This window comes from Pseudarthrobacter sp. RHLT1-30-1 (assembly GCF_059383415.1).
This window is the reverse complement of sequence record NZ_JBWZCG010000001.1, coordinates 289,248-314,001: the sequence shown is the minus strand read 5'-3', so window position 1 is coordinate 314,001 and position 24,754 is coordinate 289,248. Positions and strand designations below refer to the sequence as shown.

Sequence of the window (24,754 nt, the reverse complement as noted above, 5' to 3'; positions counted from 1 at the left end):
CTAAGTGTGCTTAGATTTACGGGAAGGCCTGAAATTACCGGCCGGGAGGGCGGCTGGCACGGACGCCGGGAGCAGCAAGCACGTCGAAGGAGAGCAGGGCAGCGAATGAACCGGACTCCCGATTCCCGGCGGCCACTCGCCGTCAGGATCAGCTCCACGCCGCAGGACCTCGCGGGGCTCGGCGCCCTGCTGGCGGACGCACGGTCGGCGGTCGGCGACGTCCCGGCCCTGCTGGAGCTGGCCAAAGCCGCAGCGGCAATTGCCCCGAACCCCGGCGCAGGCGAAACGGCGTTCCTCTGGGAGATCCTGGCCTCCGTTACCGCTGTCGATGTTGGCGCCGGCCGGGCCATTGAACCCCACCTGGACGCTGCCGCCATCCTTGCCCAGGCCACCGGCCAGGCGAAACTGGGCGGCTGGGACTGTCCGGACTTTGACAGCGTGCACTTCGACGGCGCCTGGGGTGTGTTTGCCGCGGAAGCCCCCGGCCTGCGGCTTGAGGCAGCAGTGGTGGACGGTTGTTTCCGGCTGCATGGTGCCAAACCCTGGTGCTCCCTCGCGGCCCAGCTGGACCACGCCGTCGTGACCGCCCGTTTGGACGACGGCGGCAGGGCAGCGTTCGCCGTCGACCTGCACGCCGACGGCATCAGCTTCGAGGACCCGCAGTGGACCACCCGGGCGCTCGCGGAAATCCCCAGCGGCACCGTGCACTTCGACGCCGTCCCGGCCGTGCCGCTGGGCGACGCCGGCTGGTACTACCGCCGTCCCGGCTTCGCGTGGGGCGGCATGGGTGTGGCGGCCTGCTGGCTGGGCGGCGCCGTCGCGGTGGCCCGCAGTTTCAGGGATTCCCTGCTCACCGCGGCCGACGGCGGCCGCGAACCGGACCAGATTGCGCTCGCCCACCTCGGCGAGATCGACCGGACGCTCACCGCCGTGACCGGCTACCTCGCCCGGACGGCCGCCCGGATCGATGCCGGGGAACTCTCGGACACCGGCGCCTGGAGCGAGGCCCTCCGCGTCCGCGGCCACGTCGCTGCCGCCGTCGAACGCATCCAGACCCTGGTCAGCCAGAACCTCGGACCCGGCCCGCTCGCCTTCGACCCGGTCTACGGTAAGCGGATGGCTGACCTCTCGCTTTACATCCGCCAGCACCACGCCATGCGCGACGACGCCCAGCTGGGTGCCCGCACGCTCAGGGAGGACCATCCGTGGTGAACTTCAGCCACCGCGACGCCGGCACCAGCGAGGACGCCTGGGCAGCCAGCGGACTCGCCGCCCTCCCGGAACTGCCGCTCGACGCCGACGAACTCGCCGGACAGGCGTTCATCGTCCTGGCCGCGCACCCGGACGATGAATCCCTCGGCGCGGGCGGCCTGCTCGCACGGCTGCGGGGGCTGGGCGCCCGCGTCACCGTGCTGCTGTGCACGGCCGGTGAGGCCTCGCATCCGGATTCCCCCACGACAACGCCGGAACAGCTTGCCGCCGTCCGGCTGCAGGAATTCGACGGAGCCCTCGCGCGCCTGCTGCCCGATCCGGACTGGGAATTCCTCGCCCTGCCGGACGGCAGGCTCGCCGACCACCGGCCGGAGGTGGACGCAGCGCTGCAGCGCGCCCTCGCCGGGGCCGCCGCCGGCTCGGGACTGCCGCCGGAGCAGATCACGATGGTGGCCCCCTACCGACAGGACGGCCACCCGGACCACGAAGCACTGGGTGCCGCCGCCGCCGAGGCGGCCGGGGAAGGCGGCCACGGACTGCTGGAATACCCCATCTGGTACTGGCTTTGGGCCGACCCCGCGGACCCTGCCTGGCAGTCCTGGCTGCGCCTGCCGCTTCAGCCTGCCGAACAGCAGGCCAAGGCTGCGGCGATGGCCGCCCACGGCTCGCAAACCCGTGCACTCTCCGGCCGGCCCGGCGACGAAGTGCTGCTTCCGCCGGCATTCCTGGCCCACTTTGACCGGTCCTTCGAGACGTTCGCGTGGCAGCGCCCGGCCGTTCGGGGCGGCACCGGTGAAGCCGGCGGCGCCTACGCCGCCGCCGACGCGGAACGCGTCTTTGACGGCGTCCACGCCGGAAATGACGACCCGTGGGATTACACCGGCAGCTGGTACGAACACCGCAAACGCGCTCTCACGCTCGCGGCACTGCCCGGCCTGAACTACATTGCCGGACTCGAAATCGGCTGTTCCATCGGGACGCTCAGCGTGGAACTCGCGCAACGCTGTGCCAGCTTCCTGGCCGTCGACGCCAGCAGCGCCGCACTGGCCCACGCCGCCCGGCGCCTCGAGCACCTGCCGGCTGCCCGGACCCGGCACGTCACCGTCCCGCAAAACTGGCCGGAGGGCCGCTTCGACCTGATCGTGGTCTCCGAGGTGGGCTACTACCTCGCCCCCGGCGAGCTGGCCGAACTGTTCGACCGGATCGAGGCAGCACTGCTGCCCGGCGGCACCCTGGCCCTGTGCCACTGGCGGCACCCCATCTCCGGCTGGGAGCTCGACGGCGACTCCGTCCACGCCGCCGCCCGCAGTCAACTCGGCTGGGCCGACGCCGGTCTCTACTGCGAACGCGACTTCATCCTCGAGGTCCTGGTCGCGCCCGGAGCCGGCGGGGATCCGCAGTCCGCTGATGCCGGCGTGCGGGCACGGGAAGGCTAGACCGAATGGCCGCCCTTGCCCTGCCGCTGCCCCGCGGGCACAGTCTCGACCGGATCGCCGTCGTGCTTCCTGCCCACAATGAGGATGAGTACCTCGGCCGCGCCCTGGGCGCGGTGCAATGCGCCGCCGATACGCTGCACCGGCTCCGGCCCGAAGTTGAGGTCCGCGTAATCGTGGTGCTGGACAGCTGCAGCGACGGCTCCGCCGCCATTGCGGCGCGGTACGCCGCGGCGGACCGGCGCTTCCGCGTCCTGGATGTGGACTTCCACAACACCGGAGCCAGCCGCGCGGCCGGGGTCCGGGCAGGGATCGGAGCATCCCGGCGGAGACCGCCCGGCAAACGGTGGACGCCGCCGCCGTGGGCGGGCCGGACCTGGCTGGCCAACACGGACGCGGACTCGCAGGTTCCGGAAAACTGGCTGGTCCGCCAGGTGGAATTCGCAGCGGCCGGAGCCGACGCCGTGCTCGGCTCGGTGGAACCGGACCCCGCCGGGATGGACCCGGAGTTGCTCCGGCGGTGGCGGGAACGCCATCCCTTCGAGGAGGACCACCCGCACATTTACGGAGCCAACTTCGGCGTCAGGGCCTCCGCGTACCTGGCCGCGGGCGGCTTCCCGAAGCTCGCCTCGCACGAGGACCGGACCCTGGTGCAAAGCCTCCGCAACCGCGCCTTCACCGTGACGGCGACGGACAGCATACGCGTGCTGACCTCGGGCCGGATCCAGGCCAGGGCGCCGCATGGCTTCGGCGCCTACCTCCGGACGCTGGGACGGACCCGGCCACCCGAGAGCCAAGTTCCGGGCAGATGACTTGCCATCCGGTGGACCGGCCGTAGACTCGGCCCATGTCTGGTCCTGGGGGAACGAAACAGTCCGCTGCCTTCTGGCGCTCATTATCGCTATGCCGCTGGCCGGGGGCCTGGCCGGGGGCCTGGCCGCCTGCGCTTACGAGGACGGGGACGATCCCCAGCCGACGGCGGCGGGCGCAAGCCTCCGGCCCGGGCCCACCCTCCCCGCGAAGGACCCGGACGTCCTGGCTGTGGAAGCGCGCAACTACGCTGAACTGGATCAGCGCCTGGCCAGGGTACCGGGGTCGGTTCTCCTGGCCGACACCGGCCCGGCCGACGGGCCAGGCGTCGGCTTCAGCAAGGGCGCGACAGTGAGAACTGCTGGCCCGCACACTGTCACCGCAGCGTGTGTAGGCATCCCCCAAGCCCAGGTAGGCGGCCGCGAAGATAAGGTCTTCGAAGTCGATTGCGCGGGAACGCAGACACAGGTGGTCCAGCTCCAGAGGGGTACATCAGTGCCCAGCTGGTAGGGCGCCGGGACCCTGCGGGTGCCTGGACCGGGGCGGTCGCCGGGATCAGGATCACGGTCGGAGAGAACGCGGCGCCGCCAACCTTGCCAGCCCGTTGGGGCACGAGGTCGAAGCCTCACGATGGCCTTCGCCAACTGGTTGACATCCGGCGTTACGAGGTCTAGAGGTTGGCCTGTCGAACACATCCAGACCGGCCTAGGAGTAGAAATGGAAGCAGCGCCCTATGGAATCGTGCACTTCTTTGCGGGAGGCACGAAGGACCAGTACGAAGCCTCAATTGCCGCTGTTCACCCTGGTGAGGGGCGCCTGCCCGAGGGCCAGATCTTCCATGCAGGCGGCTCTTCTGCCGGTGGCTGGACGATCATGGCTGTCCATGAGTCGAAGGAGAGCTGGGAGAAATTCCGCGATGCCATCCTCCTTCCCCGGATGCAACAGGGCATCGAGGGCGGATTCGCATCGCCGCCCGAGGAGACCGTCATCGATCTGTACAAGATCATGCCCTAGCACGCCGCCGTGACCTTTGGCCCTAACGGCCGGCACGCCCCGGGCGCACCCTCAACCCATGAGCTACCTGACCCGGGCCGGTCTACGGTGTTGCGCCTAAGCCGCCCCGGCTGGCCGTGACACCGGAGGCTCCGGCCGGGGGGCGGGACACCGGGGCATTGCCGGGCGTTGCCGGCCTGAGCTCCGCGGAGGCGGCCCTAAGACTCACTCAATTCGGGGCGAACAAGCTTCCAGAGACCGGCACGGTACCCGGCTGGCGGAGGCTGCTGGCCGAACTGACGCACTTCTTCGCCATGCTGTTGTGGTGTGCCTCCGTGCTGGCCTACCTCGCGGGTATGCCGCAGCTGGCCATCGCGATCGTTGTTGTCATCCTGGTGAACGGTATTTTCGCCTACATCCAACAGGAGCGCGCCCAGCACGCCGCCGCGAAGCTCCGCGAACTGCTCCCGGCGATGGTCTCGGTCCGCCGGGACAACCGCGTCATCAAGGTCCACACAACTGACCTGGTGCCGGAAGACGCCGTCGTACTGGTTGCCGGTGACCGGGTACCGGCAGACCTCCGCTTGGCGGTGGCGGCAGGCTGCTCCGTGGACGAATCGATGCTCACGGGTGAAAGCGAGGCCGTCGCCAAGGTCCCCGGCGACACCGTCTTTGGCGGGACCTTCCTGGTCAACGGCCAGGCTGAAGGTGTGGTCGCGGGAACGGGCGCTAAGACCCGGCTCGCCGAAATCGCCGCCCTGACGGGAAAAGTGGAGGCGCCGCCGAGCCCGCTCGCGCGGGAACTGCAACGAATAGTCCGCATCACCGCCGCGATGGCCCTGGGCATTGGCGTGCTGTTTTTTGTGCTCTCCCTGTTGGTCGGGATCTCCTGGCGGGATGCCTTCTTGTTTGCCATCGGCGTGATGGTGGCGTTGGTGCCCGAGGGCCTGCTGCCCACGGTCACACTGTCCCTGGCCGTCGGGGCGCAGCGGATGGCGCAGCGAAACGCACTGGTCCGGAACCTGGAAGCGGTGGAAACCCTCGGCTCCACCACCTTCATTTGCACGGACAAAACCGGCACGCTGACCCAGAACCGGATGAACGCCGTCGAGGTCTGGACCCCGGCCGGGGTGCTCAGCGTCATCGGTGCAGGCTACGGGCCGGAGGCCGAGATCACCGGGACGGGAACCGGGGAGGCACTGCACCTCAGCACCGCCGCGCTGGCCGCTTCCCTAGGCCGCGCGGTGCTCCACGAGGGGCAGTGGATCGCCGAGGGCGACCCGATGGAGGCCGCCATCCATGCGCTTGCCGTCCGGCTGGCAGGTGCCGGGACAGGTCCCGGGTCACGCCCCGGGGCGGGTCCGGCCGAGCCCGCGGTGTCGCACCGCTTTGCCTTCGATCCCCGCCGGCTGCGGGAGTCCGCGATCGTGGGGACCACGCTGTATGTCAAGGGCGCCCCGGAGTCAGTGATTCCGCTGTGCGGCGGCAATGGCCGCGCCCTGCAGATGGTCGACGAGATGGCCTCGCACGGGCTGCGGGTACTGGCCGTGGCCGAGCGGAGCCTGCCCGGCCTGCCGGGCGCCAGCTTCAGGCTCGAGGAAGTTGAGCGCGGACTGACGCTGCTGGGGCTGATCGGACTGCACGACCCGCCGCGGGCCGAGGTCCGGCTGGCCCTCGAGGCGGCCCGCGGGGCCGGCATCAAGGTGGCCATGGTCACCGGCGACCACGCTTTCACGGCCGCGGCCATCGCCCGGGAAACCGGGCTGATCGGCTCGCCCGAGCTGGTGCTGGAGGGTCATATCCTGCCCGAGGACGATGCCGTCCTGACCGCCCTGCTGGACCGCGACGGCGTGGTGGTTAGCAGGGTCACCCCGGAACAGAAGCTCCGGGTTGCCCGCCTGCTCCAGCGCCGCGGCCACGTGGTGGCAATGACCGGCGACGGCGTCAACGACGGCCCCGCCCTCCAGCAGGCCGACATCGGCGTGGCCATGGGGCTGAGCGGCACCGACGTGGCCCGCGAGGCGGCGGATCTGGTGCTGCTGGATGACGATTTCGCCACCATCATCGCCGCGGTGGAGCAGGGTCGCGCCACCTACGCGAACATCCGCCGTTTCCTGACTTACCACCTGACGGACAACGTCGCCGAGCTCACCCCGTTCGTGATCTGGGCACTGTCCGGTGGGCGCTTTCCGCTGGCGCTGAGCGTGCTGCAGATCCTCGCCCTGGACATCGGCACCGACCTGCTCCCCGCACTGGCGCTGGGCAGTGAGGCCCCCAGCAAGGGGACGCTGAAGCGCCCGCCGGAGCGCAGGCACCTGATGGACCGGGCGCTGATGCTCCGGGTGTTCGGGCTGCTGGGCCCGGTCGAGGCGTTTTTTGAGATGACGGCGTACACCGCCGTGCTGCTCGGTGCCGGCTGGACGCCCGGGGCGGAACTTCCCGCGGCGGACGTGCTGATGGCCGCCTCCGGCGCCGCGTTCACCACCGTGGTGCTGGCCCAGCTCGCCAACGCCTTCGCCTGCCGCAGCGCCTCCGTCCCGCCGTGGCGGCTCGGCTGGTTCACCAACCGGCTGCTGGTCTGGGCCGTGCTGGCCGAACTGGGCCTGCTGGCAGTGTTCCTGTTCCTCGGCCCGCTCGCCACCCTGCTGGGCCACGCACCGCCGTCGCCCGGTGGCCTGGCCGTGGCGCTCGCCGCCATCCCCGCCGTGCTGCTCGCGGACTGGCTGTACAAGATCCTCCGCCACCGCCGGGCTGGGCAGGCCGCAACAGGTACAAAGGTCCAAAGACTCTGACACCGGACGGCCCGCCGCCACAGGATGGGTTCAGAGACGCCGCGCACCGCGGATCATCATCGTGCCCGGCGGGTCCCTTTCCCGTTGCCGAAAGCAGGAGCTGCGACATGGCTGAATCCCCGGTGCTGTGGTTTGACGAGATCGGAATGGGCGATGTCCCGCAGGTGGGCGGCAAGAACGCCTCCCTCGGCGAACTCATCCAGTCCCTCAAGGCCAAGGGGGTGCGCGTCCCGGACGGCTTCGCCACCACCGCGGACGCCTACCGACGGTTCCTCGAGGCCAACGGGATCGAGGCCGCGATGCGCGCGCGGATCCAGTCCTACCGTGCCGGCGAAACCACCCTGCGCGCCACCGGGGAAGCCATCCGCGAGCTGTTCCTGGACAGTGAGTTCCCGCCGGACATTGCCGGATCCATCCGTTCCCACTACCGGGAACTGGGGGAGCGCGCCGGACTGGACCGGCTCTCGGTCGCGGTCCGCAGCAGCGCCACCGCCGAGGACCTGCCGGACGCAAGCTTTGCCGGGCAGCAGGAGACGTTCCTGAACATCGCCGGGGAACGGGAGCTGCTGGACGCCTGCCGCCGCTGCTACGCCTCGCTGTTCACCGACCGGGCCATCAGTTACCGCGAGGTCAAGGGCTTTGACCACCTCGAGGTCGCGCTCTCCATCGGGGTGCAGCGGATGGTGCGGTCCGACGTCGGCGCCTCCGGCGTGATGTTCTCCATCGACACGGACTCCGGGTTCCCCCGCGTCGCCGTGATCAGCGCCGCCTGGGGGCTGGGTGAAACCGTGGTCCAGGGCACCATCAACCCGGACAAATACCTCGTGTTCAAACCGCTCCTGGCGGAAGCCGCGGCCGCGGGCGAAATCAGCCCGATCATCGAAAAGACCCTCGGTTCCAAGGAACGGAAGATGGTCTACAGCCGGGGCGGCCACGCCCGCACCAAAATGGTGGACACCTCGGCAGCGGAACGCCGCGCGTTTGTCCTGGCCGACGCCGAGATCCTCGCGCTGGCGCGCTGGGCCGTGAGCGTTGAGGAGCACTACGCCCGGGCGATGGACATGGAGTGGGCCCGGGACGGTGTGACCGGGGAACTGTTCATGGTCCAGGCCCGGCCGGAGACGGTCCAGTCGCAGAAGTCAGGGTCCCGTTTCACCCTCCACCACCTCGTGGGGACCGGCACCGTGCTCGCGCGGGGCGCCGCGATCGGCGACTCCATCGCGCAGGGCACTGCGTGCGTGATCAGGAGCGCGGCGGACATCGAAAACTTCCGCGACGGCGCCATCCTGGTCACCGAAATGACCGACCCGGACTGGGTGCCGATCATGAAGCGGGCGGCCGGCATCGTCACCGACCACGGCGGTCCCACGAGCCACGCGGCGATCGTCAGCCGCGAACTCGGGGTCCCCGCCGTCGTCGGCACCGGGAACGCCACCACCGTCCTGGCGGAAGACCTGGCCGTGACGATTTCGTGCTCCGAGGGCGATGAGGGCCGCGTGTACGAGGGCAGCCTCGCCTACGACACCGAAGAGGTGGATCTGGGGGAGCTGCCGGAGACGCGCACCAAGGTCATGGTCAACATTGCCAGCCCCGCGGCGGCGTTCCAGTGGTGGCGGCTGCCGGCCGACGGCGTCGGGCTGGCCCGGATGGAATTCATCATCAGCAGCCTGATCCGGGTCCACCCGATGGCGCTGGTCCATCCCGAGCGGGTCACCGACCCCGCGGAAGCAGAGCAGATCCGGGCCCTGACCAGCGGCTACGCGGACCCGAAGGACTACTTTGTGGACGCCCTGGCCCTCGGCATCGCCAAGATCGCCGCTCCCTACCATCCCCGGCCGGTGATCGTCCGGCTCAGCGACTTCAAGACCAACGAGTACGCGCACCTGATCGGCGGGTCCGCGTTCGAGGAGCCGGAGGAGAACCCCATGCTCGGCTTCCGCGGCGCCTCCCGCTATTACGACGAGCGCTACCGGGAGGGATTCGCCCTGGAATGTGTGGCCCTCAAGCGGGTCCGGGAACAGCTCGGGTTCGGCAACATCATCGTGATGATCCCGTTCTGCCGGACCCCGCAGGAAGCGGACAAAGTGCTGGCCGTGATGGCGGAGAACGGCCTGGTCCGCGGTGAAAACGGCCTGCAGGTCTACATGATGTGCGAAATCCCGTCCAATGTTGTCCTCGCCGAAAAATTCGCCACCCGCTTCGACGGCTTTTCCATCGGCTCCAACGACCTCACCCAGCTGGTCCTCGGTGTGGACCGGGATTCGGCGCAGCTCGCCGCGCTCTTCGACGAGCGGGACGAGGCCGTGATGGCGATGATCAGCGAAGCCATCCGCAAGGCCCACGCCGCCGGGATCAAGATCGGCATCTGCGGCCAGGGGCCCAGCAACCATCCGGAGTTCGCGGCCTTCCTGGTCAGCGAGGGCATCGACTCGATCTCGTTGAACCCGGACAGCTACCTCAGGACCGTTCCGCGGATCGCGGAAGCCGAGAAACAGGCCGGCCGGTAGCGCCGACGTCGTCCGTCACCCCCGGGCCCTTGGGTCCGGGGGTCTTCTTGCGGGCGGATTTCCTGCCGGGGCTGAGCGCGCGCAGCGCATTGAGGATCGTGGCCAGGTCCACCAGTTCCTGGGAGAGGGCGCCTGCGATGGCGGGAACGTAGCCGGCCATCGCCGCGACCATCAGCGCCACACTCAGCGCGATCCCGATCCAGATGCTCTGCAGCGCCACCTTGACGGTGCGCTGCCCGATCCGCACGGCGGATGCCACCTTGGACAGGTCATCCAGGATGATCACGACGTCGGCCGACTCGCCGGCCGCCGTCGATCCCCGCGCACCCATCGCGATTCCGACGTCGGCGACGGCCAGGACGGGCGCGTCGTTCACGCCGTCGCCGACCATCATGACCGGGCGGACGGGCAGCGAGCGGACGGCCTCGACCTTGTCCGGCGGCAGGCACTCGGCGCGGACATCCGTGAGCCCTGCCTCGTCCGCGATGTGCTCGGCGGTGGCGAGCGCGTCACCGGTCAGCATGACGGTCTGGGTGACGCCGAGCGCGGTGAGTTCGGCCAGGGTGTGGCGGGCTTCCTTGCGGATCGGGTCGCTCATCACAAGGGACCCGGCGAATTCCCCGGCCACGCCCACGTAGATGGCGAGCTCGCCGCTGGCCAGCTCCGTTTCCTGAACGCCGGGGGCCGATTCAGCCACGAACTTGGGCTTGCCAACCACCACCTCGCGGCCGTCGAAGCGCGCCCGGACGCCGTGGGTGGCATATTCCGTGGCCTCCGTGGCGGACTCGAAGACCAGCCCGCGGGTCCGTGCGGCATCCATCACGGAGGCGGCGAGAACATGCGAGGAATACTGTTCGGCGGAGGCCGCCAGCCCGAGAACCTCGTCCTCGGTGAAGGACCCCGACGTCCGGACCCCGACGAGCGCGGGCCGGCCATAGGTCAGGGTTCCGGTCTTGTCGAAGGCGACGGTTTTGATCCGGCTCAGCTGTTCCAGCACGCCGGCGTACTTAACGATGATGCCGCCGCGCGCGGCACGGCTCATGCCGCCCAGGAAGGCGACCGGGGCGGCGATCAGCAGCGGGCACGGGGTGGCGACCACCAGCACTTCCGCAAACCGGGCCGGGCTGCCGCTGATGATCCAGCCGATCGCCCCCAGCAGGTAGGCCAGGGCCGTGAACGGAACGGCATACCGGTCCGCGAGCCGCACCATGGGCGCTTTGCTGTCCGCGGCTTCCTTGACCAGGGCGACGATGCGGCTGTACTGCGAGTCCTCCATCAGGGCCGTGACCTGCATCCGGACTGCGGCTTCGCCGTTGAGGGAGCCGCTCATCAGCCCGTCGCCGGCAATCCGTTCCACCGGAAGGCTCTCGCCGGTGAGTGAGGACTCGTCGAGGGTGGCGGATTCGGAGAGCAGGATGCCGTCCAGCGGCACCACTTCACCCGGCCGGACCAGCAGGATGTCGCCGATCCGGACATCGGTGGCGGCGACATCCTCGTGCTGGCCGTCTTCATGGTTGCCGTTGCGTTCCCGGTGGGCAGTCTGCGGGACGCGTTCCAGCAGCGATGTCAGTTCTTTCTTGGCCCGGCCGGCAGCGTAGTCCTCGAGGGCTGTGCCGCCGGCCATCATGAGGACAATGATCATCGAGGCGATGAACTCGCCCACCAGGACGGTGCTAACGATCGCGGTGACCGCCAGGATGTCGATGCCCCATTGGCCGCCGATCAGCCGGCGGACCATGCCAACCCCCAGATAGGCCGCCACCGCCAGGGCGTAGAGGCTCGCCGCGATCTGCGCTATCAGCGGCTGGCCAGACACCAGCAGAACCAGCACGGCCAGGAGGACGGCGAGGGTGCCCGCCACGAGCGGATACCGGAGCAAAAGTTTCACGGAGAGCCCGCCTTAGATTTCGCTTTGTGGACTACTTTGCATCCTACTGCGGGGGCCTCCCCGGGAGGGCCGGGCGCGTACAGGTTACGCGGCGCCGGCGGGCCGCCCCCGCGCCGGGGCGTGAGACGCTGGAGCGGGAAAGTTGGAGCGGGACAGCAACAGGAGGCATAGCGTGCGAAGCATTTCAGACGCCGTTGAGACGAAGACTGCCCTGGTGGTGGGGGCCAGCGGGATTGCCGGATCGGCCCTGGTCGACCGGCTGGCGGATGAGGGCAGGGACGTCGTCGCACTGTCCCGCCGCCCGATTCGGCGCGGGGATGTTCGGCATGTGAGTGCGGACCTGAATTCTGTGGAGAACCTGCGTGAAGGCCTGGCCGGCGAACGGGTTAGCCACGTCTTCTACACGGCGTGGTCACGGATGAGCACGGAGCAGGAAAACATCGAGACCAACGCGGCTATGCTGCGGAACCTGCTCGCCGGCCTCAGCGGCCATCCGGTAAAGCACGTGGCGCTCATGACCGGGCTGAAGCACTATCTCGGGCCCTTTGAAGCGTATGCGGCAGGGGAGATGCCCGACACCCCGTTCCGCGAAAGCGAGCCGAGACTGCCGACGCCCAACTTCTACTACGCCCAGGAAGACGAATTGTGGGCTGCCGCCGGCAAGCAAGGCTTCGGCTGGTCCGTGCACCGGGCGCATACGGTGATCGGGCATGCGGTCGGCAACGCCATGAACATGGGCCTAACGCTCGCCGTCCAGGCATCCATCTGCCGGGAACTCGGCCAGCCGTTCATCTTCCCCGGGTCCGAGACGCAGTGGAACAGCCTCACCGACATGACGGACAGCGGGCTGCTCGCGGAACACATGATCTGGGCGGCCACCGCCGACGGGGTGGCCGACGAGGCCTACAACATCGTTAACGGCGACATCTTCCGGTGGCGGCGCATGTGGCCTGCACTGGCCGCCTATTTCGGGGTTGAACCCGAAGGATACGCCGGCCAGCCCCGCCCGCTGGAACAACAGATGCTCGGCAGGGAGAAGGAATGGGCTGACATCGCCGCCCGCCATGGCCTGGCCGAACCCGATCTTTCGCGGGTCGCCTCCTGGTGGCACACCGACGGTGATCTGGGCCGGAACCTGGAAGTGGTCACCGACATGAGCAAGAGCCGCCTTGCAGGCTTCACCGGGTACCGCCGAACGGAAGACTCGTTCATCCGCCTGTTCGACCGGTGCCGGGCCGACCGCCTGATTCCCCCAGCACCCTCCGGCTCAGCTTAACCAACGCGGGGTCAGACCGCGCCCATCCGAGGGGTCAACATGGGCGCGGAATGACCCCGCGTTGCTTGGGGGTTGACGGGCGCTGGGCACTTTAGCCCTACTCCGGCCATGGCCGCTGGTGCCACTGTGAGGCATGTGGGCGATTTTTACGGGGGACCGGCGCCGGTGGCTCGCGGCCGCGGCTGCGGTGCTGTTGCTGGCCGCCGCGGTGGTGCTGGGCGTCGTGTTTTCGTCCGGGCCACCAGGAGCCAGTCCGACGCCGGCGCCCACTTCGCCGTCGCTCACGGCCACCGCCGGCCCGTCGGACAGCCCTTCGATTAGCCCGTCGGACAGTCCGGTGCCAGCGTCGCCGTCCGAAACCCCGGCCCCCGGCCCCAGCGGCACTGCTACGGCCGCCCCCGCCCCGCCGGCCCCGCCCCCGGCACCCCCTGCGCCTCCACCGCCAGCGCCGGAACCCCCGGCACCGGCACCCGCCGCACCGTTCCCCGCCGCGCTCGCCGGACGCGACATCGAGGTGATCCCGGGCGCCGGGACGGTGGTGGCGCTGACGTTCGACGCCGGAGCCAACTCGGCGGGGCTGCCCCGGATCCTGCAGACCCTGGCCGCCACCGGGGTGCGCGGCACCTTCTTCCTCACCGGCAACTGGGCGGCCGCCAACCCCGCGGGCGTCGCCGCGATTGTGGCGGGCGGCCACCGGGTCGGCAACCATTCGATGACCCACCCGGGCTTCACCGGGCTCGCCGACGCCGCGATCGGGGACCAGCTGTCGGGGGCCGAACAGGCCATCAAAACCGGCGGTGCGGACCCGCGGCCGCTGTTCCGCTTCCCCCTCGGCGACCGCGACGCCCGGACCATCGCCACCGTCAACGCCCATGGCTACCTCCCCGTCCGATGGACCGTTGACAGCCTGGGCTGGAAGGGCAGCAGCGGAGGGATCACGGCCCAAATCGTGGCGGACCGCGTGCTCGCCCGGCTTCAGCCCGGCGAGATCGTGCTGATGCACATCGGCTCCAACCCCGACGACGGGACCACCCTCGACGCCGACGCGCTGCCCGGGATGATCGACCGGATCCGCCAGGCCGGCTACGGCTTTACGACCCTCGACGCGCTGCTGGGCTGACGGCCGGCAGCCGGAAGGGAAGCGCGGACCGGGCCGCGCATTGCGGCAGAACGACACTGTCGCGGTGGCCGGATGCCTGATACGACTGAGCCATGACGGAGTCGCCCACCCTTGCCGCCGCCCTGGCGCCGGTCGATGCCGTGATCTTTGACCTCGACGGCGTGGTCACGGACACTGTGGAGCTCCGCGCCGCGGCCTGGCAGCAACTCTTCGATGGCGTCCTGCAGGACCCGCGGCTTCCCGCCGGGACGCGCCGGGACCCGTTCAGCACGGACGACTTCCGGGACTTCGCCGCGGGCCGGACCGGGGAGGACGCGGTCGCAACCTTTCTCCGCTCCCGCGGCGCAGGCATGCCGCTGGGTTCGCCGTCGGATGGCCCGGCGGACTGGACCGCCTTTGGCCTCGCGGCCCGCCAGACCGACCTGTTCGACAAGCTTCTCAGCCGCAACCCGGTCCGGGCCTTTCCCGGCACGGCCGACCTGCTCAGCCGGCTGAAGGCAGGCCGGATTCCCGTGGTGCTTGCCACCTCCGCAAGGAAAGCGGGGGCGCTGCTGACCGCAGCCGGCCTCGGGGACGCCTTCGACCACATCATCGACGGGCAGACAGCCCTTGACCGGGACGTCGCGGGCAAACCTGCCCCCGCGCTGCCCCTCGAAGCGGTGCGCCGGCTCCAGATCCTGCCAGCCCGGGCGATGGTTATCGAGGAATCAGTCGCCGGAATCGAGGCGGGCCGGCGCGGCGGCTTCGGGTTGGTCGTCGGCATCGACCGCGTCGGACGCCGGGACCTGCTGGAAGCGGCGGGAGCCGACGTCGTCGTCGAAGATGTCGGCCAACTGGACATCGGACTTGCCATCACGCACCCGTGGCTGCTGGTCTACGAGGGCTTCGACCCGGCGCACGAAGGGCACCGCGAAGCCCTCACTACCCTGGGCAACGGTTACCTGGCCACCCGCGGCGCCGCCCCCGAACACCGCGCCGGGGCAGTGCATTATCCCGGCAGCTATCTCGCCGGTGTCTACAACAGCCTGCGCAGTGTGGTGATGGACCAGGAAACCGTCGACGAGCACATGGTCAACATCCCCGACTGGCTGCCGCTGGACCTCCGGATCGGCGCGGGCCGGTGGTGGTCCGAGGGCGGGCTGTCCCTCCGCAGCGAGCGGCGCACCCTGGACCTGAAGAACGCGGTGCTGGCCCGCGAGGCGCTTCTGGAGGACGACGCCGGCCGCCAGCTCCAGCTGCAGCAGCGCCGACTCGTGTCCATGGCCACGCCGAACCTGGCCGCCCTGGAAACCGTGATCACAGCTGTCGGCTGGGACGGCGCCGTCAGCATCCGCAGCGGCTGTGACACGGACGTCACCAACGCCAACGTCCCCGATGACGAGGCGCTGTCCAACCGGCACCTGGGGTCCGTCAACGTTGCCGCTTCCGAGACTGGTCCTGGCGCCGCCGGGCTAACCGTTGAAGTCAGGACCGTCACCAGCGGGATCGGGATCGCCCTCGCGCTCCGGACCGAGGTTTCCGGGTCCGACCGACCGGCCGGGGCCGGGATTCCCGACGTACTGGGCGGGCTGCACGCGCACCGCTTCGAGCGTTCCCTGGCTGCCGGGAAGCCGCTGACCGTACTCAAGACCGTGGCCGTGGCCTCCTCGCGCGACCACGCCATCGCATCGCCGCTGGCGGCAGCCAGGGCCGTCCTGGCCCGCGCCCCCGGCAGTTTCGCGGCGCTGCTGGCCGAACACGAGGCAGCGTGGACGATCCTTCTCGACTCCTTCCGCATCGAGCTCGAGGACGGCTCGCAGACGCAGCTCATCCTCAACCTGCATGTCTTCCACCTGCTGCAGACGCTCACCACCCACACCGCCGAACTGGACGCGGGCGTACCGGCCCGCGGACTGCATGGCGAGGGCTACCGCGGGCACGTCTTCTGGGATGAACTGTTCGTTCTCCCGCTGCTTAACTCCAGGTTGCCGTCGCTCGCGCGGGAGCTGGTCGATTACCGGTGGCGGCGGCTCGGCGCAGCGCGGGACGCAGCCCGGGCAGCGGGGCTGAAGGGGGCAATGTTCCCGTGGCAAAGCGGCAGCGACGGCACCGAACAGACGCCCAAGCTGTTGTTCAACCGGCTGTCCGGGCGCTGGATGCAGGACCATTCCCGGCTTCAGCGGCATGTTGGCCTCGCCGTCGCCTACAACGCCTGGCAATACTTCGAGTCCACCCAGGACCGGGGCTGGCTGACCAAACACGGCGCGGAAATCATCGTCGACGTCGCCCGGCTGTTCGCGTCGATGGCGGAGTATGACCCGGCGGAAGACCGCTTCCACCTCCGGGGGGTCATGGGCCCGGATGAATACCACACCGGAAACCCGGGCGACCCGGGCGGCGGACTGAACGACAACGCGTACACCAACGTCATGGCGGCCTGGGTGTTCGATCAGGCGGTCTGGATCATGCATTCCGTCCGAGGTTTTGACATGCAGGAACTGCGTATCAGGCTGCAGGTCACCGCCGCCGAGATCGATGCCTGGGAACACCTCAGCCGCCGCATGTTCGTTCCGTTCCACGACGACGGCGTGATCAGCCAGTTCGAGGGCTATGAAGCGCTCCGGGAACTGGACTGGAAGCACTACCGCCGGACTTACGGGCTCATCGAACGGCTGGACCTGATCCTGGAGGCGGAAGGGGACAGCGCCAATCACTACCGGCTGGCCAAACAGGCCGACGTCCTGATGCTGTTGTATGTCCTGGGCGAGGACCAGCTCATCCAGTTCCTGGCCCGGATGGGCTACGTCGTTACGTCCGCCCAGATGGCCGCCACGGTCGACTTCTACCTGGCCAGGACGGCGCACGGATCCACCCTCAGCCGGGTGGCCCACGCGTCTGTCCTGGCGCAGCGGGATCCCGAGCGGGCGTGGGCGGTGTTCCGGGAGGCCCTGGACGCTGATCTGGATGACACCCAGGGCGGAACCACCAGCTCCGGCATCCATCTGGGGGCGATGGCCGGGACGATCGACGTCATCCAACGCAGTTTCGCCGGGCTGCGGATCACCCGGGATGCCCTCGACTTCGCGCCCCGGCTGCCCACAGAGCTCAGCCGGGTAAAATTCCAGGTCCGCTACCGGGACCAGCTGCTCGCCGTCCATCTGGAACGCGACCGCCTGCTGGTGTCGACTGCCCCCGGCGACGCCGCCCCGGTGCTGGTGCGGGTCGGTACCCAGCGGGTGCTGCTCCGGGCCGGCCAGGACCACGTCTTCCTGCGCCAGAACGACTGAAAATCGGACGGGCTGAACCAGGACGGGCTGAACCGGGATTCGCCGGGATGCCGGCTACGGGGAGTCCATCCGGAGTACGGCAGCGCCCGTGATCCGGTCCTCCGACAGGTCCAGCAGGGCCTGGTCCGCGGCCTCGAACGGATAGGGCACCGTCGTCGGACGCAGCGGGATCTCCGCGGCGATGCGGAAGAACTCCTCGCCGTCGGCCCTCGTGTTGGCCGTGACACTGCGCAGCTGGCGTTCCTGGAACAGCTCTGTGGCGTAGTGCAACGGCGGTATGTCGCTCAGGTGGATGCCGGCGACGGCCAGGGTGCCGCCCCGGTCCAGGGCCCGCAGGGCCACCGGAACCAGGCCACCGGCCGGGGCAAAGAGGATGGCGGAGTCCAGCGGATCCGGCGGCTGCTCGTCGGCGCCGCCGGCAAACGTAGCCCCCAGCTCGAGGGCGAGTCGGCGGGCCTCCTCAGACCGGGTCATCACGTACACCCGTGCGCCCTGGAAGAGGGCGATCTGTGCTGCCAGGTGCGCGGATCCACCGAATCCGTAGAGGCCCAGCCGGCCGCCGATGGGCAGCTCGGCACGGCATAGCGCGCGGTAGCCAATGATCCCCGCGCAGAGCAGGGGTGCGGCCTCCTCATCCGAGAAGCCCGAGGGGAGCCGGTAGGCGAATTCTTCGGCCACCGTGATGAGTTCGGCATAGCCGCCGTCGCGGTCCCAGCCCGTGAACACGGGGGAGAGACAGAGGTTCTCCGCCCCCCGGAGGCAGAAGCGGCACAAGCCGCAGGTCCCGCCCAGCCAGGCAGCTCCCACCCGGTCGCCGGGGGAGAACCGCGTGGCGCGGGACCCCGCCGCGATGACTTCGCCCACGACTTCATGGCCCGGGATGACGCCGGGACGCCGCGGGGCAAGGTCGCCCTCGGCCAGATGAAGGTCAGTCCGGCAGACACCGCACACATGGACCCGCAGCAGCACCTCCCCGGGGCCCGGACGCGGATCGGGGCACTCGTCCGCCACCAGCGGGCCGCTTCTCATCGGCCCGGGCCGTCCTACCCGCCAGGCTCGCACGGGTGTCCTCCTCTGCTAGGACCTCCAGCTCCCCTCTGAAGGCAGTGGTCCGGTGGAGCGGGGTCAGCGCGTGATCAGGACATTACAGCGCGCCTTGTTAAGGACGGCCGTGACGGTGTTGCCCAGGCCACCCTCATGATTGTGGGTTCCGATCACCAATACCCCGGCGTCGCTGGCGGCCGCCAGCAGTTCTTTGGATGCTGCGCGCCCTTCCCGCAGGTCGACTGAGATCAACAGCTGCGGGACGTGGCTTCGGGCCTCCTCCCGTGCGCGGTCCAACAACTCCTGGCGGCGCAGCGGGACGTGCCGGCCGTGGCCTTCTCCCGCGCCGCCGCGGGTCTGATCGATGTGCACGATCCGCAGGGATGTACCCAGCGCTGCCGCCGGCTCGGCGGCGCCGGCCGGCGCTTCGGAGCTTCGGGACGTCCCGTCGACGCCCACGACGACGGGGGCCACCCGTTCGCCGGGGCTGCGGGGGCGGCGGATGACCATCAGGGGGCAGGGCGAGGAGGCCGCCAGCTCGAGGCAGACTGACCCAGCCACGTGTCCGAGCACACCGCCGATGCCACGGCTGCCGACCATCAGGCCCTCTACGTCGGGGCCGGGATCGGCCGCTATTTCCGGCGTGGGTCCCTCTGGGGCGGTTTCAGCTGCCGTCGCTGCCCGGTGTGCCCCCGTCGCGCGGGCGTCGGCGCGGGCAGCGCGGGCCGGTTCGGCGCCGTCCGCCAGGATGGATTCGGCGGACTGCCGCAGTCCGCTGCCTTTTACGCCCGCGACCGGGCCAAGTTGTTTCGTGAATATGGGCCACACCCAGGCGTGGCCTACCCGCAACCGGGAGTTACCGGCAGCAGTGTCCTCCGCGGCCCACCGGACGGCCCCTTTCGCTGCCTTCGCCCCGTCGTAGCCTACGGCCACGGTGGTGCGATCCTGCCCTGCCGCGGGTGCCGTCATCCGTCCTCCCGGTCAGCCGTGTCCGCCTCCGGGCGGTGTTTTGCCCATTAGAACGCAAAGGGCGGGAAAGGGCTAGTGGCTTTCGTCCCTCGGCTTGCGCCGACCCGAATCCTGAATGTGCCCGCTTTCCTGCGTGCCACCCGTGGGCCGGACTGGCTCCGATCCAGTGGCCTCGCCGCTCCGTTCACGAAGTTCGCGGCCGCGCCGGATGTCATCCTCTTCCTTTTCCTGCAGCTTGTCGCTCTTCTTGGTGTCCCGGGGCGGCAGTTGGATGGTTTCTTCCGCCACGATGCCGGCCTGGAGCTGGCGCCCGCGTTCCATCTCGGCGTCGAACTCAGCGCCGAACAGCAGTGACATGTTCAGGATCCAGAGCCAGAGCAGCGAGACGATGACGCCGCCGATCGTGCCGTAGGTCTCGTTGTAACTGCTGAAATTGGCCACGTAGAAGCCGAAGGCCAGGGAGGCGAGCAGGAAGATCACCAGGGCAATGAACGAACCCAGGCTCATCCAGCGGAACTTGGGCTGCTTCACGTTCGGAGTGGCGTAGTAGAGGATGGCGATTGTCAGGACGACAAGCAGCACCATGACGGGCCACTTGAGGATGTTCCAGACAACGAGGACAGTTCCGCCCAGGCCAATCATCCGGCCGACGGACTCTGCTACCGGCCCGCTCAGTACGAGCATGGCAGCCAGCACGAGGACGATAAGCACGGTCACAATCGTGGCCGCAAGCATGGTGCCCCGAAGCTTGATGAACGGCCGGCCCTCGTCGACTTCGTAGATCCGGTTCATGGCCCGGCCAAGAGCACCGACATAGCCGGACGCGGACCAGAGGGCGGTGATGATGCCGAGCACCAGGGTCAGGCCGGCGGCGGAGGAACCGGTCAGCTGCTGGACCGGTTCGCGGATGGCGTCCACGGTGTCGGCGGGGGCGAATCCTGAGACGATTTCCAGAAGCGCGCCGGTGGTTTTCCCGGCGTCGCCGAAGATGCCCAACAGCGATACGAGGGCCAGCAGGGCCGGGAAGATGGAGAGAACGGAATAGTAGGTCAACGCCGCGGCGAGGTCCGGGCACTGGTCCTTGGTGAATTCTCGAAACGTTTTCCTGGCGATGTACTTCCACGACGGTTTGGTGACATCGGTAGGGCTGTCCGGCTTCCGCCGGTCGTCCGGATGGGGCGCCGTGCGGGCCTTGGCGGTGCTGCTCTCCTGGGTTTCGGCGTCGGCCCCAGTGTCTGCGGTGGCGGGATTCTTGGCCATGGGAATTCTTCCTCTGCGAGTTAAGTGCGACGGCCGGCCCGTCCGGCGCGTGAGCGCAGGAGGGCCGGCCGGTTCAAGCGGGATCAGACCTGCTGGACGTTGTCCCTGGCCTCGGCGGTGCGGTCCTTGACATCCGTGACCGCGCCCTGGCCCTCGGCCTTGACATGTTCGGTGGCATCGGCGGCGGTGGCCTTGACGTTTTCCATCGCTTCCTGGGCGGGCTCCTTCAGGCCTTCAGCGACGTGCTTGGCGGCCTCGGTGAGCTCCGTCGTGAGCGGTTCGGCCGCGGTCTTCAGTGCATCCGCGGCTTCGCGTTCCTTCTGGCTGGCGGGAATCAGCGAGGAGACCAGCAGGCCCGCCCCGAAGGCGATCAGGCCTGCCGCCATGGGGTTCCCCTGCGTCTTGGTCTTCAGCTGCGCCGGGGCGTCACCGATCGCCGCGCCGGCGTCGCTGAAGTGGCTCCCTGCGCTGCCGGTGGCGGAATGGACATTGCCGGCGGTGTGGTCGGCAGCTCCCATGACTTTCTCCTTCACTCCAAAGACGGCGTCCCGTACTTTGTCCGTTTGCCGCTGGACGATGTGGGACGGGGTGACTTTGTCCGCGACGGCGTCGACATTCGTGCCCAGCCGCGCGCGGGTTGCTTCAATATCTGCTCGGATGACATCCGGGTTTTCACTCATCGTGTTTCCTCGCTGTAATTAAGGGTTGGGTTTGAGCGTGGGCGGGATTTCCTGGAGCGTTGCGGCGGTCTGGGGCATCCCCTTGATCGCATTGAGTTCCTTGCGCCCCTTGGCGGCCAGGACTGCGGCGACAATGCCCCAGATGACGGCGACGACGACGCCGGACCAGCCCAGTCCCATGAGGTTCCCCAGCGCCCACCAGAGCGCGAGGGACAGGAACAGCAGGACGAAGTGGCCCGCGACGCCGGCGCCGGCCAGCATCCCGCTGCCCTTGCCGGCGCGGGTCGCGGACTGCTTCAGTTCAACCTTGGCCAGCTCGACTTCCTGCCGCATCAAAGTGGACATGTCCCGCGTGACCTCGCCCAGAAGATCACCCAGGGACGTGCTGTCCGCCTTGGCGTGCGCGGCAGTGGGGGGAATTTCGGTGCTCATCGACGTCCGCCCTCAAAGGGGTCGTCGCGGAGCCCATCCTGACGGAGCGGGTCGGTGACGACGGGTTCCGAAGCCCAGCGGTCCTCGCGGCCCCCGCCGAGCGGGTCGGTCTGGCGCGGGATGGGCGGATAAGTGGTGTCCGCGAAGCCCGCCGTCGTGGTTTCCGGTGCAGGCATCTGCACGGGAGGCGGCGGAACCGCCATTCCGGTGTCGGCAACGCGGGTGGCCGGGCGGCTGGTTCCTGCGGTGGACGGGGAGTCCGGGGCGCCGGCGCTGAGGCTGCGGCTGAGCCGGCCTGCCAGCACGCCTGCTCCGGCCGCAAGCAGCAGGAACGTGCCAGGGCGCTGGCGGGCGAAGGACTTTACCTCGGTCAGCAGCGAGCCCGGATCGCGGCCGTCAAGCCAGGCGGCGACGGCAGAGGACCGCTCGGCGGCCTGACGCACCAGATCGCTGGCGACTCCGGGCTGATCCGAAGCGGCGGACATCGTGTGCAGCTCGGTGGAGATGGAGCGCAGTCCCGCAGCGACCTTCTGCTGCTGCGTCCCTGCCTGATCGGTCAGGTCGGACTTCGCCTGGTACAGCAGATCCTTGGCGTTTGTCTTGACCTCGGCAACGACATGGGCTGCTTCGGTCTTCGCGGTCTCGGCCACGTGCTGGACCGAATCCGCGGCCTGGTTCTTGACGCCGGCCGCTTCGTCCTTGGCCGCGTCGGTCTTCGAGGCCCCGACCGCGGTGGACGTCCCGTAGGCCTCGGCGTCGGCGGTCGGCGGGAAAGTGCTTGCCGGCCGGAGGGGAGTTGTCTGCTGGGTGGCCGTGGGGGTGCCGTAGGTACGGTCTTCGGGCCAGTTGTTCTCTGTCATCTTCGCTCTCATTTCAAGATCGGCTGCTGATCACAAACCAGCAATAACTGGAGCCTTAATAGTAAGCATGGTTACTAACAAATAGTAAGTACCCTTTGCTTAGTTCTTCCCGGGACCGATCAGTGCAGGGTTTTCCTGTACGGGACCCGCCACCGTTCGGACCGGGCGCGTCTTCCCGGTGAAGGCCGCCCGCGCCGTCAACTAGGCTTGAAACATGAGCAAAACGGTGGACGGCTGATGGCGAAGCGGGGCAGGGCCGCCGGCCGGAGCAACACCGAAAAGACGGCAGGAGTCGTGGAGGTTCCGAAAGGCAGCCGGCCAGACGGGCCCGTGGAGGGTGTCTACTACATCGACACCGGGGACTGCGAGCTGATCGCCGATCAGGACAATTCCAACGGCTGGCTGCTGCGGATCAACGGCGTGATGAGTTCGCACATCGATCTGGCGGACCCGTTGTTCCTGGACTTCGAGTACATGCGCTGGATCTCGGCGCTGGTGGAATCGCGCTGGTCACGGGAATCCCGGCCGAGGCTGCGCGCCCTCCACCTTGGCGGCGGAGCATGTTCACTGGCGCGCTACTTCCACGCCGCCTACCCGGAGGCGCGCCAGGTGGTGGTGGAGCTCGACGGCAAACTGGCGGAGTACGTCCGGGGCTGGTTCGACCTGCCAAAGGCACCGCTGATGCGCCTGCGCGTGGGGGAGGCGCGCGAGGTGACCGAAAGCCTCACCCCGCAGACCCGGGACCTGATCATCCGCGATGTTTTTGCCGGCTCGGTGACGCCGCGGCCGCTCACCACCAAAGAGTTCACCGAGCACGCCGTGCGTGTCCTGGCACCCGGCGGGATGTACGTGGTGAATTCCGGGGACGCCCCGGACCTGCGGAATGCGCGCGAGGACGCGGCGACCATCGCGGACACCTTCAAACACACCGTGATCATCGCGGACCCGGCCATGCTCAAGGGCCGGCGGTACGGGAACATGATCATGGCCGGCAGCGACGTCCCGTTCGACGACGACCCGGGGCTGGCACGGCGCCTGCTGGGCGGGGCGGTGCCAGCGCACATCTGGAATGATGCCAAGGTCCGGGCCTTTGCCGCTGGCGCCGCGGTCCGGCATGACCCGAAAACAGAGGACCCACTCCCGCCGTCGGCTGCTCCGTAACGGCCCTTTTGCGGCCCCAAAACGGCGCCTACGGAGCAGCCGATGCAACTCCTCCCCGGCCCATGAGCGCCTCGCGGTGCGCCCTGGTCTGTTCGCGCAGGGCCTGCACCACCGCAGCGACGGCCGGGCGGCGCATCGAGTCGGGCCGCAACACCATCCAGTAGGGCAGGAGTTCGGAGAACTGCTCGGGCAGCAGCCTGACGAGGTCGGGGTGCAGGTCCGCTGCAAAGCACGGCAGGAACCCGATGCCGGCGCCGGCGCGGGTCGCCTCGATGTGGACGAAGACGTTGGTGGAACTGAGCCCGTCCCGCATCTCCGGCACCAGGCGGCGCGGCGCGTCCAGGTCGTCCACCTGCAGCATGGAATCCACGAAGTAGACCAGCGAATGGGTACTCAGTTCCTCGATTGTCGTGGGCGCGCCGTACTCGGCCAGATAGTCGCGGGAGGCATACATGCCCAGCATGTACTCCCCGAGCCGGGCCGCCGCGGCCCGGTGCACCTGCGGTTCACCCACCACAACTTCGATGTCCAGGCCGGAACGCTGCTGCAGCGCCCGCCGCGTCATGGTGATGATTTCAACGCTGAGACCGGGGTGCTCCCGGCGGATCCTGGCCACCGCGGGTGCCGCGATGTAGGCGCTGAAGCCGTCCGTCGCGGTCATCCGGACGACGCCGGTCACCGGGTCGGGCGCCCGGCCGGGCTCGTCGAGGACACGGACTGCCGCTTCCACGCGTTCCGCCACCTGCACCGCTTCGGCGCCCAGGTCCGTGAGTTCCCAGCCGCCCGACGCGCGGGAGAGCACCCGACCGCCCAGGGCCTTCTCCAGTGCCGCAATCCGGCGTGAAACGGTGGTGTGGTTCAGCCCCAGCGATTGTGCGGCCGTAGTGAACTTCGCCGAGCGGGAGACGGCCAGGAGTACGAGCAGGTCATCCGGGTTCGGTTTCATATCTGCAATTCTGCACATACCTCGTGCCTGTTTGACCATTGAATCGCCAACTTTGTGCGGCAATACTCAGTGAAGCTGCTCAGCGCTGTGCATCGCACCTCCTCT

Annotated in this window: 19 protein-coding genes; 11 read left to right on the top strand and 8 right to left on the bottom strand. The window is 69.0% G+C overall.

Annotation, left to right across the window (positions count from 1 at the left end; all coding sequences use genetic code 11):
- Positions 1-105 precede the first annotated feature (105 nt).
- The 7 genes from AC50YM_RS01500 (at position 106) to ppsA (ending at position 9,747) form a co-directional block, all read left to right on the top strand.
- Positions 106-1,212, top strand: a complete 1,107-nt coding sequence (locus AC50YM_RS01500; RefSeq protein ID WP_494955238.1) for an acyl-CoA dehydrogenase family protein — start codon at positions 106-108, stop codon at positions 1,210-1,212.
- Positions 1,206-2,648: a PIG-L family deacetylase gene (locus AC50YM_RS01495; protein WP_494955237.1), complete on the top strand. Its 1,443-nt coding sequence runs from the start codon at positions 1,206-1,208 to the stop codon at positions 2,646-2,648. Before AC50YM_RS01500 ends, AC50YM_RS01495 begins: the two co-directional genes overlap by 7 nt.
- Before the next feature lie 5 nt (positions 2,649-2,653).
- Positions 2,654-3,457, top strand: coding sequence for a glycosyltransferase family 2 protein (locus AC50YM_RS01490; protein WP_494955236.1), 804 nt, complete (start codon positions 2,654-2,656; stop codon positions 3,455-3,457).
- 91 nt (positions 3,458-3,548) lie between these two features.
- Complete coding sequence (locus tag AC50YM_RS01485; RefSeq protein ID WP_494955235.1) at positions 3,549-3,965, top strand: hypothetical protein; 417 nt, start codon at positions 3,549-3,551, stop codon at positions 3,963-3,965.
- A gap of 207 nt (positions 3,966-4,172) precedes the next feature.
- Positions 4,173-4,469 carry a hypothetical protein gene (locus AC50YM_RS01480; protein WP_494955234.1) on the top strand — a complete coding sequence of 99 codons (297 nt, stop codon included), beginning with the start codon at positions 4,173-4,175 and terminating at the stop codon, positions 4,467-4,469.
- Between the two features lie 116 nt (positions 4,470-4,585).
- A complete protein-coding gene (locus AC50YM_RS01475; RefSeq protein WP_494955233.1) occupies positions 4,586-7,240 on the top strand; it encodes a cation-translocating P-type ATPase in 2,655 nt (884 codons plus the stop codon).
- Positions 7,241-7,347: 107 nt separating this feature from the next.
- Positions 7,348-9,747: a phosphoenolpyruvate synthase gene (gene ppsA / locus AC50YM_RS01470; RefSeq protein ID WP_494955232.1), complete on the top strand. Its 2,400-nt coding sequence runs from the start codon at positions 7,348-7,350 to the stop codon at positions 9,745-9,747.
- On the opposite strand, the gene AC50YM_RS01465 is transcribed toward ppsA, so the two are convergent.
- Entirely contained in the window at positions 9,698-11,635 is a 1,938-nt protein-coding gene (locus tag AC50YM_RS01465; RefSeq protein ID WP_494955231.1) for a heavy metal translocating P-type ATPase, read from the bottom strand. The two genes, ppsA and AC50YM_RS01465, sit on opposite strands and share 50 nt — an antisense overlap.
- Positions 11,636-11,807: 172 nt before the next feature.
- Here AC50YM_RS01465 and AC50YM_RS01460 point away from each other — a divergent pair, with 172 nt between their 5' ends.
- The 3 genes from AC50YM_RS01460 (at position 11,808) to AC50YM_RS01450 (ending at position 17,297) form a co-directional block, all read left to right on the top strand.
- Positions 11,808-12,911 (top strand): SDR family oxidoreductase, encoded by a 1,104-nt coding sequence (locus tag AC50YM_RS01460; RefSeq protein ID WP_494955230.1) that lies wholly within the window; start codon positions 11,808-11,810, stop codon positions 12,909-12,911.
- 133 nt (positions 12,912-13,044) lie between these two features.
- A complete protein-coding gene (locus AC50YM_RS01455) occupies positions 13,045-14,031 on the top strand; it encodes a polysaccharide deacetylase family protein (protein WP_494955229.1) in 987 nt (328 codons plus the stop codon).
- A 92-nt stretch (positions 14,032-14,123) separates the two neighbouring features.
- On the top strand, positions 14,124-17,297 hold the full coding sequence (locus tag AC50YM_RS01450; RefSeq protein WP_494955228.1) for an HAD family hydrolase: 3,174 nt from the start codon (positions 14,124-14,126) through the stop codon (positions 17,295-17,297).
- Between the two features lie 54 nt (positions 17,298-17,351).
- Here AC50YM_RS01450 and AC50YM_RS01445 read toward each other — a convergent pair whose 3' ends face one another.
- From AC50YM_RS01445 to AC50YM_RS01420, 6 genes are all read right to left on the bottom strand, one after another.
- Positions 17,352-18,359 (bottom strand): zinc-dependent alcohol dehydrogenase family protein, encoded by a 1,008-nt coding sequence (locus AC50YM_RS01445; RefSeq protein ID WP_494955227.1) that lies wholly within the window; start codon positions 18,357-18,359, stop codon positions 17,352-17,354.
- A gap of 63 nt (positions 18,360-18,422) precedes the next feature.
- On the bottom strand, positions 18,423-19,310 hold the full coding sequence (locus tag AC50YM_RS01440; RefSeq protein ID WP_494955226.1) for a universal stress protein: 888 nt from the start codon (positions 19,308-19,310) through the stop codon (positions 18,423-18,425).
- A 72-nt stretch (positions 19,311-19,382) separates the two neighbouring features.
- Positions 19,383-20,570 carry a YihY/virulence factor BrkB family protein gene (locus tag AC50YM_RS01435; RefSeq protein WP_494955225.1) on the bottom strand — a complete coding sequence of 396 codons (1,188 nt, stop codon included), beginning with the start codon at positions 20,568-20,570 and terminating at the stop codon, positions 19,383-19,385.
- 83 nt (positions 20,571-20,653) lie between these two features.
- Positions 20,654-21,250 (bottom strand): DUF3618 domain-containing protein, encoded by a 597-nt coding sequence (locus AC50YM_RS01430; protein ID WP_494955224.1) that lies wholly within the window; start codon positions 21,248-21,250, stop codon positions 20,654-20,656.
- A gap of 18 nt (positions 21,251-21,268) precedes the next feature.
- A complete protein-coding gene (locus AC50YM_RS01425; protein ID WP_494955223.1) occupies positions 21,269-21,682 on the bottom strand; it encodes a phage holin family protein in 414 nt (137 codons plus the stop codon).
- Positions 21,679-22,542, bottom strand: coding sequence for a hypothetical protein (locus AC50YM_RS01420; protein ID WP_494955222.1), 864 nt, complete (start codon positions 22,540-22,542; stop codon positions 21,679-21,681). The genes AC50YM_RS01425 and AC50YM_RS01420 overlap by 4 nt, the downstream gene beginning before the upstream one ends.
- Before the next feature lie 237 nt (positions 22,543-22,779).
- Here AC50YM_RS01420 and AC50YM_RS01415 point away from each other — a divergent pair, with 237 nt between their 5' ends.
- On the top strand, positions 22,780-23,703 hold the full coding sequence (locus AC50YM_RS01415; protein ID WP_494955221.1) for a spermidine synthase: 924 nt from the start codon (positions 22,780-22,782) through the stop codon (positions 23,701-23,703).
- Between the two features lie 28 nt (positions 23,704-23,731).
- Here the strand turns inward: AC50YM_RS01415 and AC50YM_RS01410 are convergent, their stop codons facing one another.
- Positions 23,732-24,649, bottom strand: a complete 918-nt coding sequence (locus tag AC50YM_RS01410) for a LysR family transcriptional regulator (protein WP_494955220.1) — start codon at positions 24,647-24,649, stop codon at positions 23,732-23,734.
- Positions 24,650-24,754: the final 105 nt, after the last annotated feature.

What these genes read in the sequence shown, in the direction of transcription:
- AC50YM_RS01500 (WP_494955238.1), top strand. Translation starts at nt 106, where the DNA reads ATGAACCGGACTCCCGATTCCCGGCGGCCACTCGCCGTCAGGATCAGC.
- AC50YM_RS01490 (WP_494955236.1), top strand. Translation starts at nt 2,654, where the DNA reads ATGGCCGCCCTTGCCCTGCCGCTGCCCCGCGGGCACAGTCTCGACCGG.
- AC50YM_RS01485 (WP_494955235.1), top strand. Translation starts at nt 3,549, where the DNA reads ATGCCGCTGGCCGGGGGCCTGGCCGGGGGCCTGGCCGCCTGCGCTTAC.
- AC50YM_RS01480 (WP_494955234.1), top strand. Translation starts at nt 4,173, where the DNA reads ATGGAAGCAGCGCCCTATGGAATCGTGCACTTCTTTGCGGGAGGCACG.
- ppsA (WP_494955232.1), top strand. Translation starts at nt 7,348, where the DNA reads ATGGCTGAATCCCCGGTGCTGTGGTTTGACGAGATCGGAATGGGCGAT.
- AC50YM_RS01455 (WP_494955229.1), top strand. Translation starts at nt 13,045, where the DNA reads ATGTGGGCGATTTTTACGGGGGACCGGCGCCGGTGGCTCGCGGCCGCG.
- AC50YM_RS01450 (WP_494955228.1), top strand. Translation starts at nt 14,124, where the DNA reads ATGACGGAGTCGCCCACCCTTGCCGCCGCCCTGGCGCCGGTCGATGCC.
- AC50YM_RS01440 (WP_494955226.1), bottom strand. Translation starts at nt 19,310, where the DNA reads ATGACGGCACCCGCGGCAGGGCAGGATCGCACCACCGTGGCCGTAGGC.
- AC50YM_RS01435 (WP_494955225.1), bottom strand. Translation starts at nt 20,570, where the DNA reads ATGGCCAAGAATCCCGCCACCGCAGACACTGGGGCCGACGCCGAAACC.
- AC50YM_RS01430 (WP_494955224.1), bottom strand. Translation starts at nt 21,250, where the DNA reads ATGAGTGAAAACCCGGATGTCATCCGAGCAGATATTGAAGCAACCCGC.
- AC50YM_RS01425 (WP_494955223.1), bottom strand. Translation starts at nt 21,682, where the DNA reads ATGAGCACCGAAATTCCCCCCACTGCCGCGCACGCCAAGGCGGACAGC.
- AC50YM_RS01420 (WP_494955222.1), bottom strand. Translation starts at nt 22,542, where the DNA reads ATGACAGAGAACAACTGGCCCGAAGACCGTACCTACGGCACCCCCACG.
- AC50YM_RS01415 (WP_494955221.1), top strand. Translation starts at nt 22,780, where the DNA reads ATGGCGAAGCGGGGCAGGGCCGCCGGCCGGAGCAACACCGAAAAGACG.
- AC50YM_RS01410 (WP_494955220.1), bottom strand. Translation starts at nt 24,649, where the DNA reads ATGAAACCGAACCCGGATGACCTGCTCGTACTCCTGGCCGTCTCCCGC.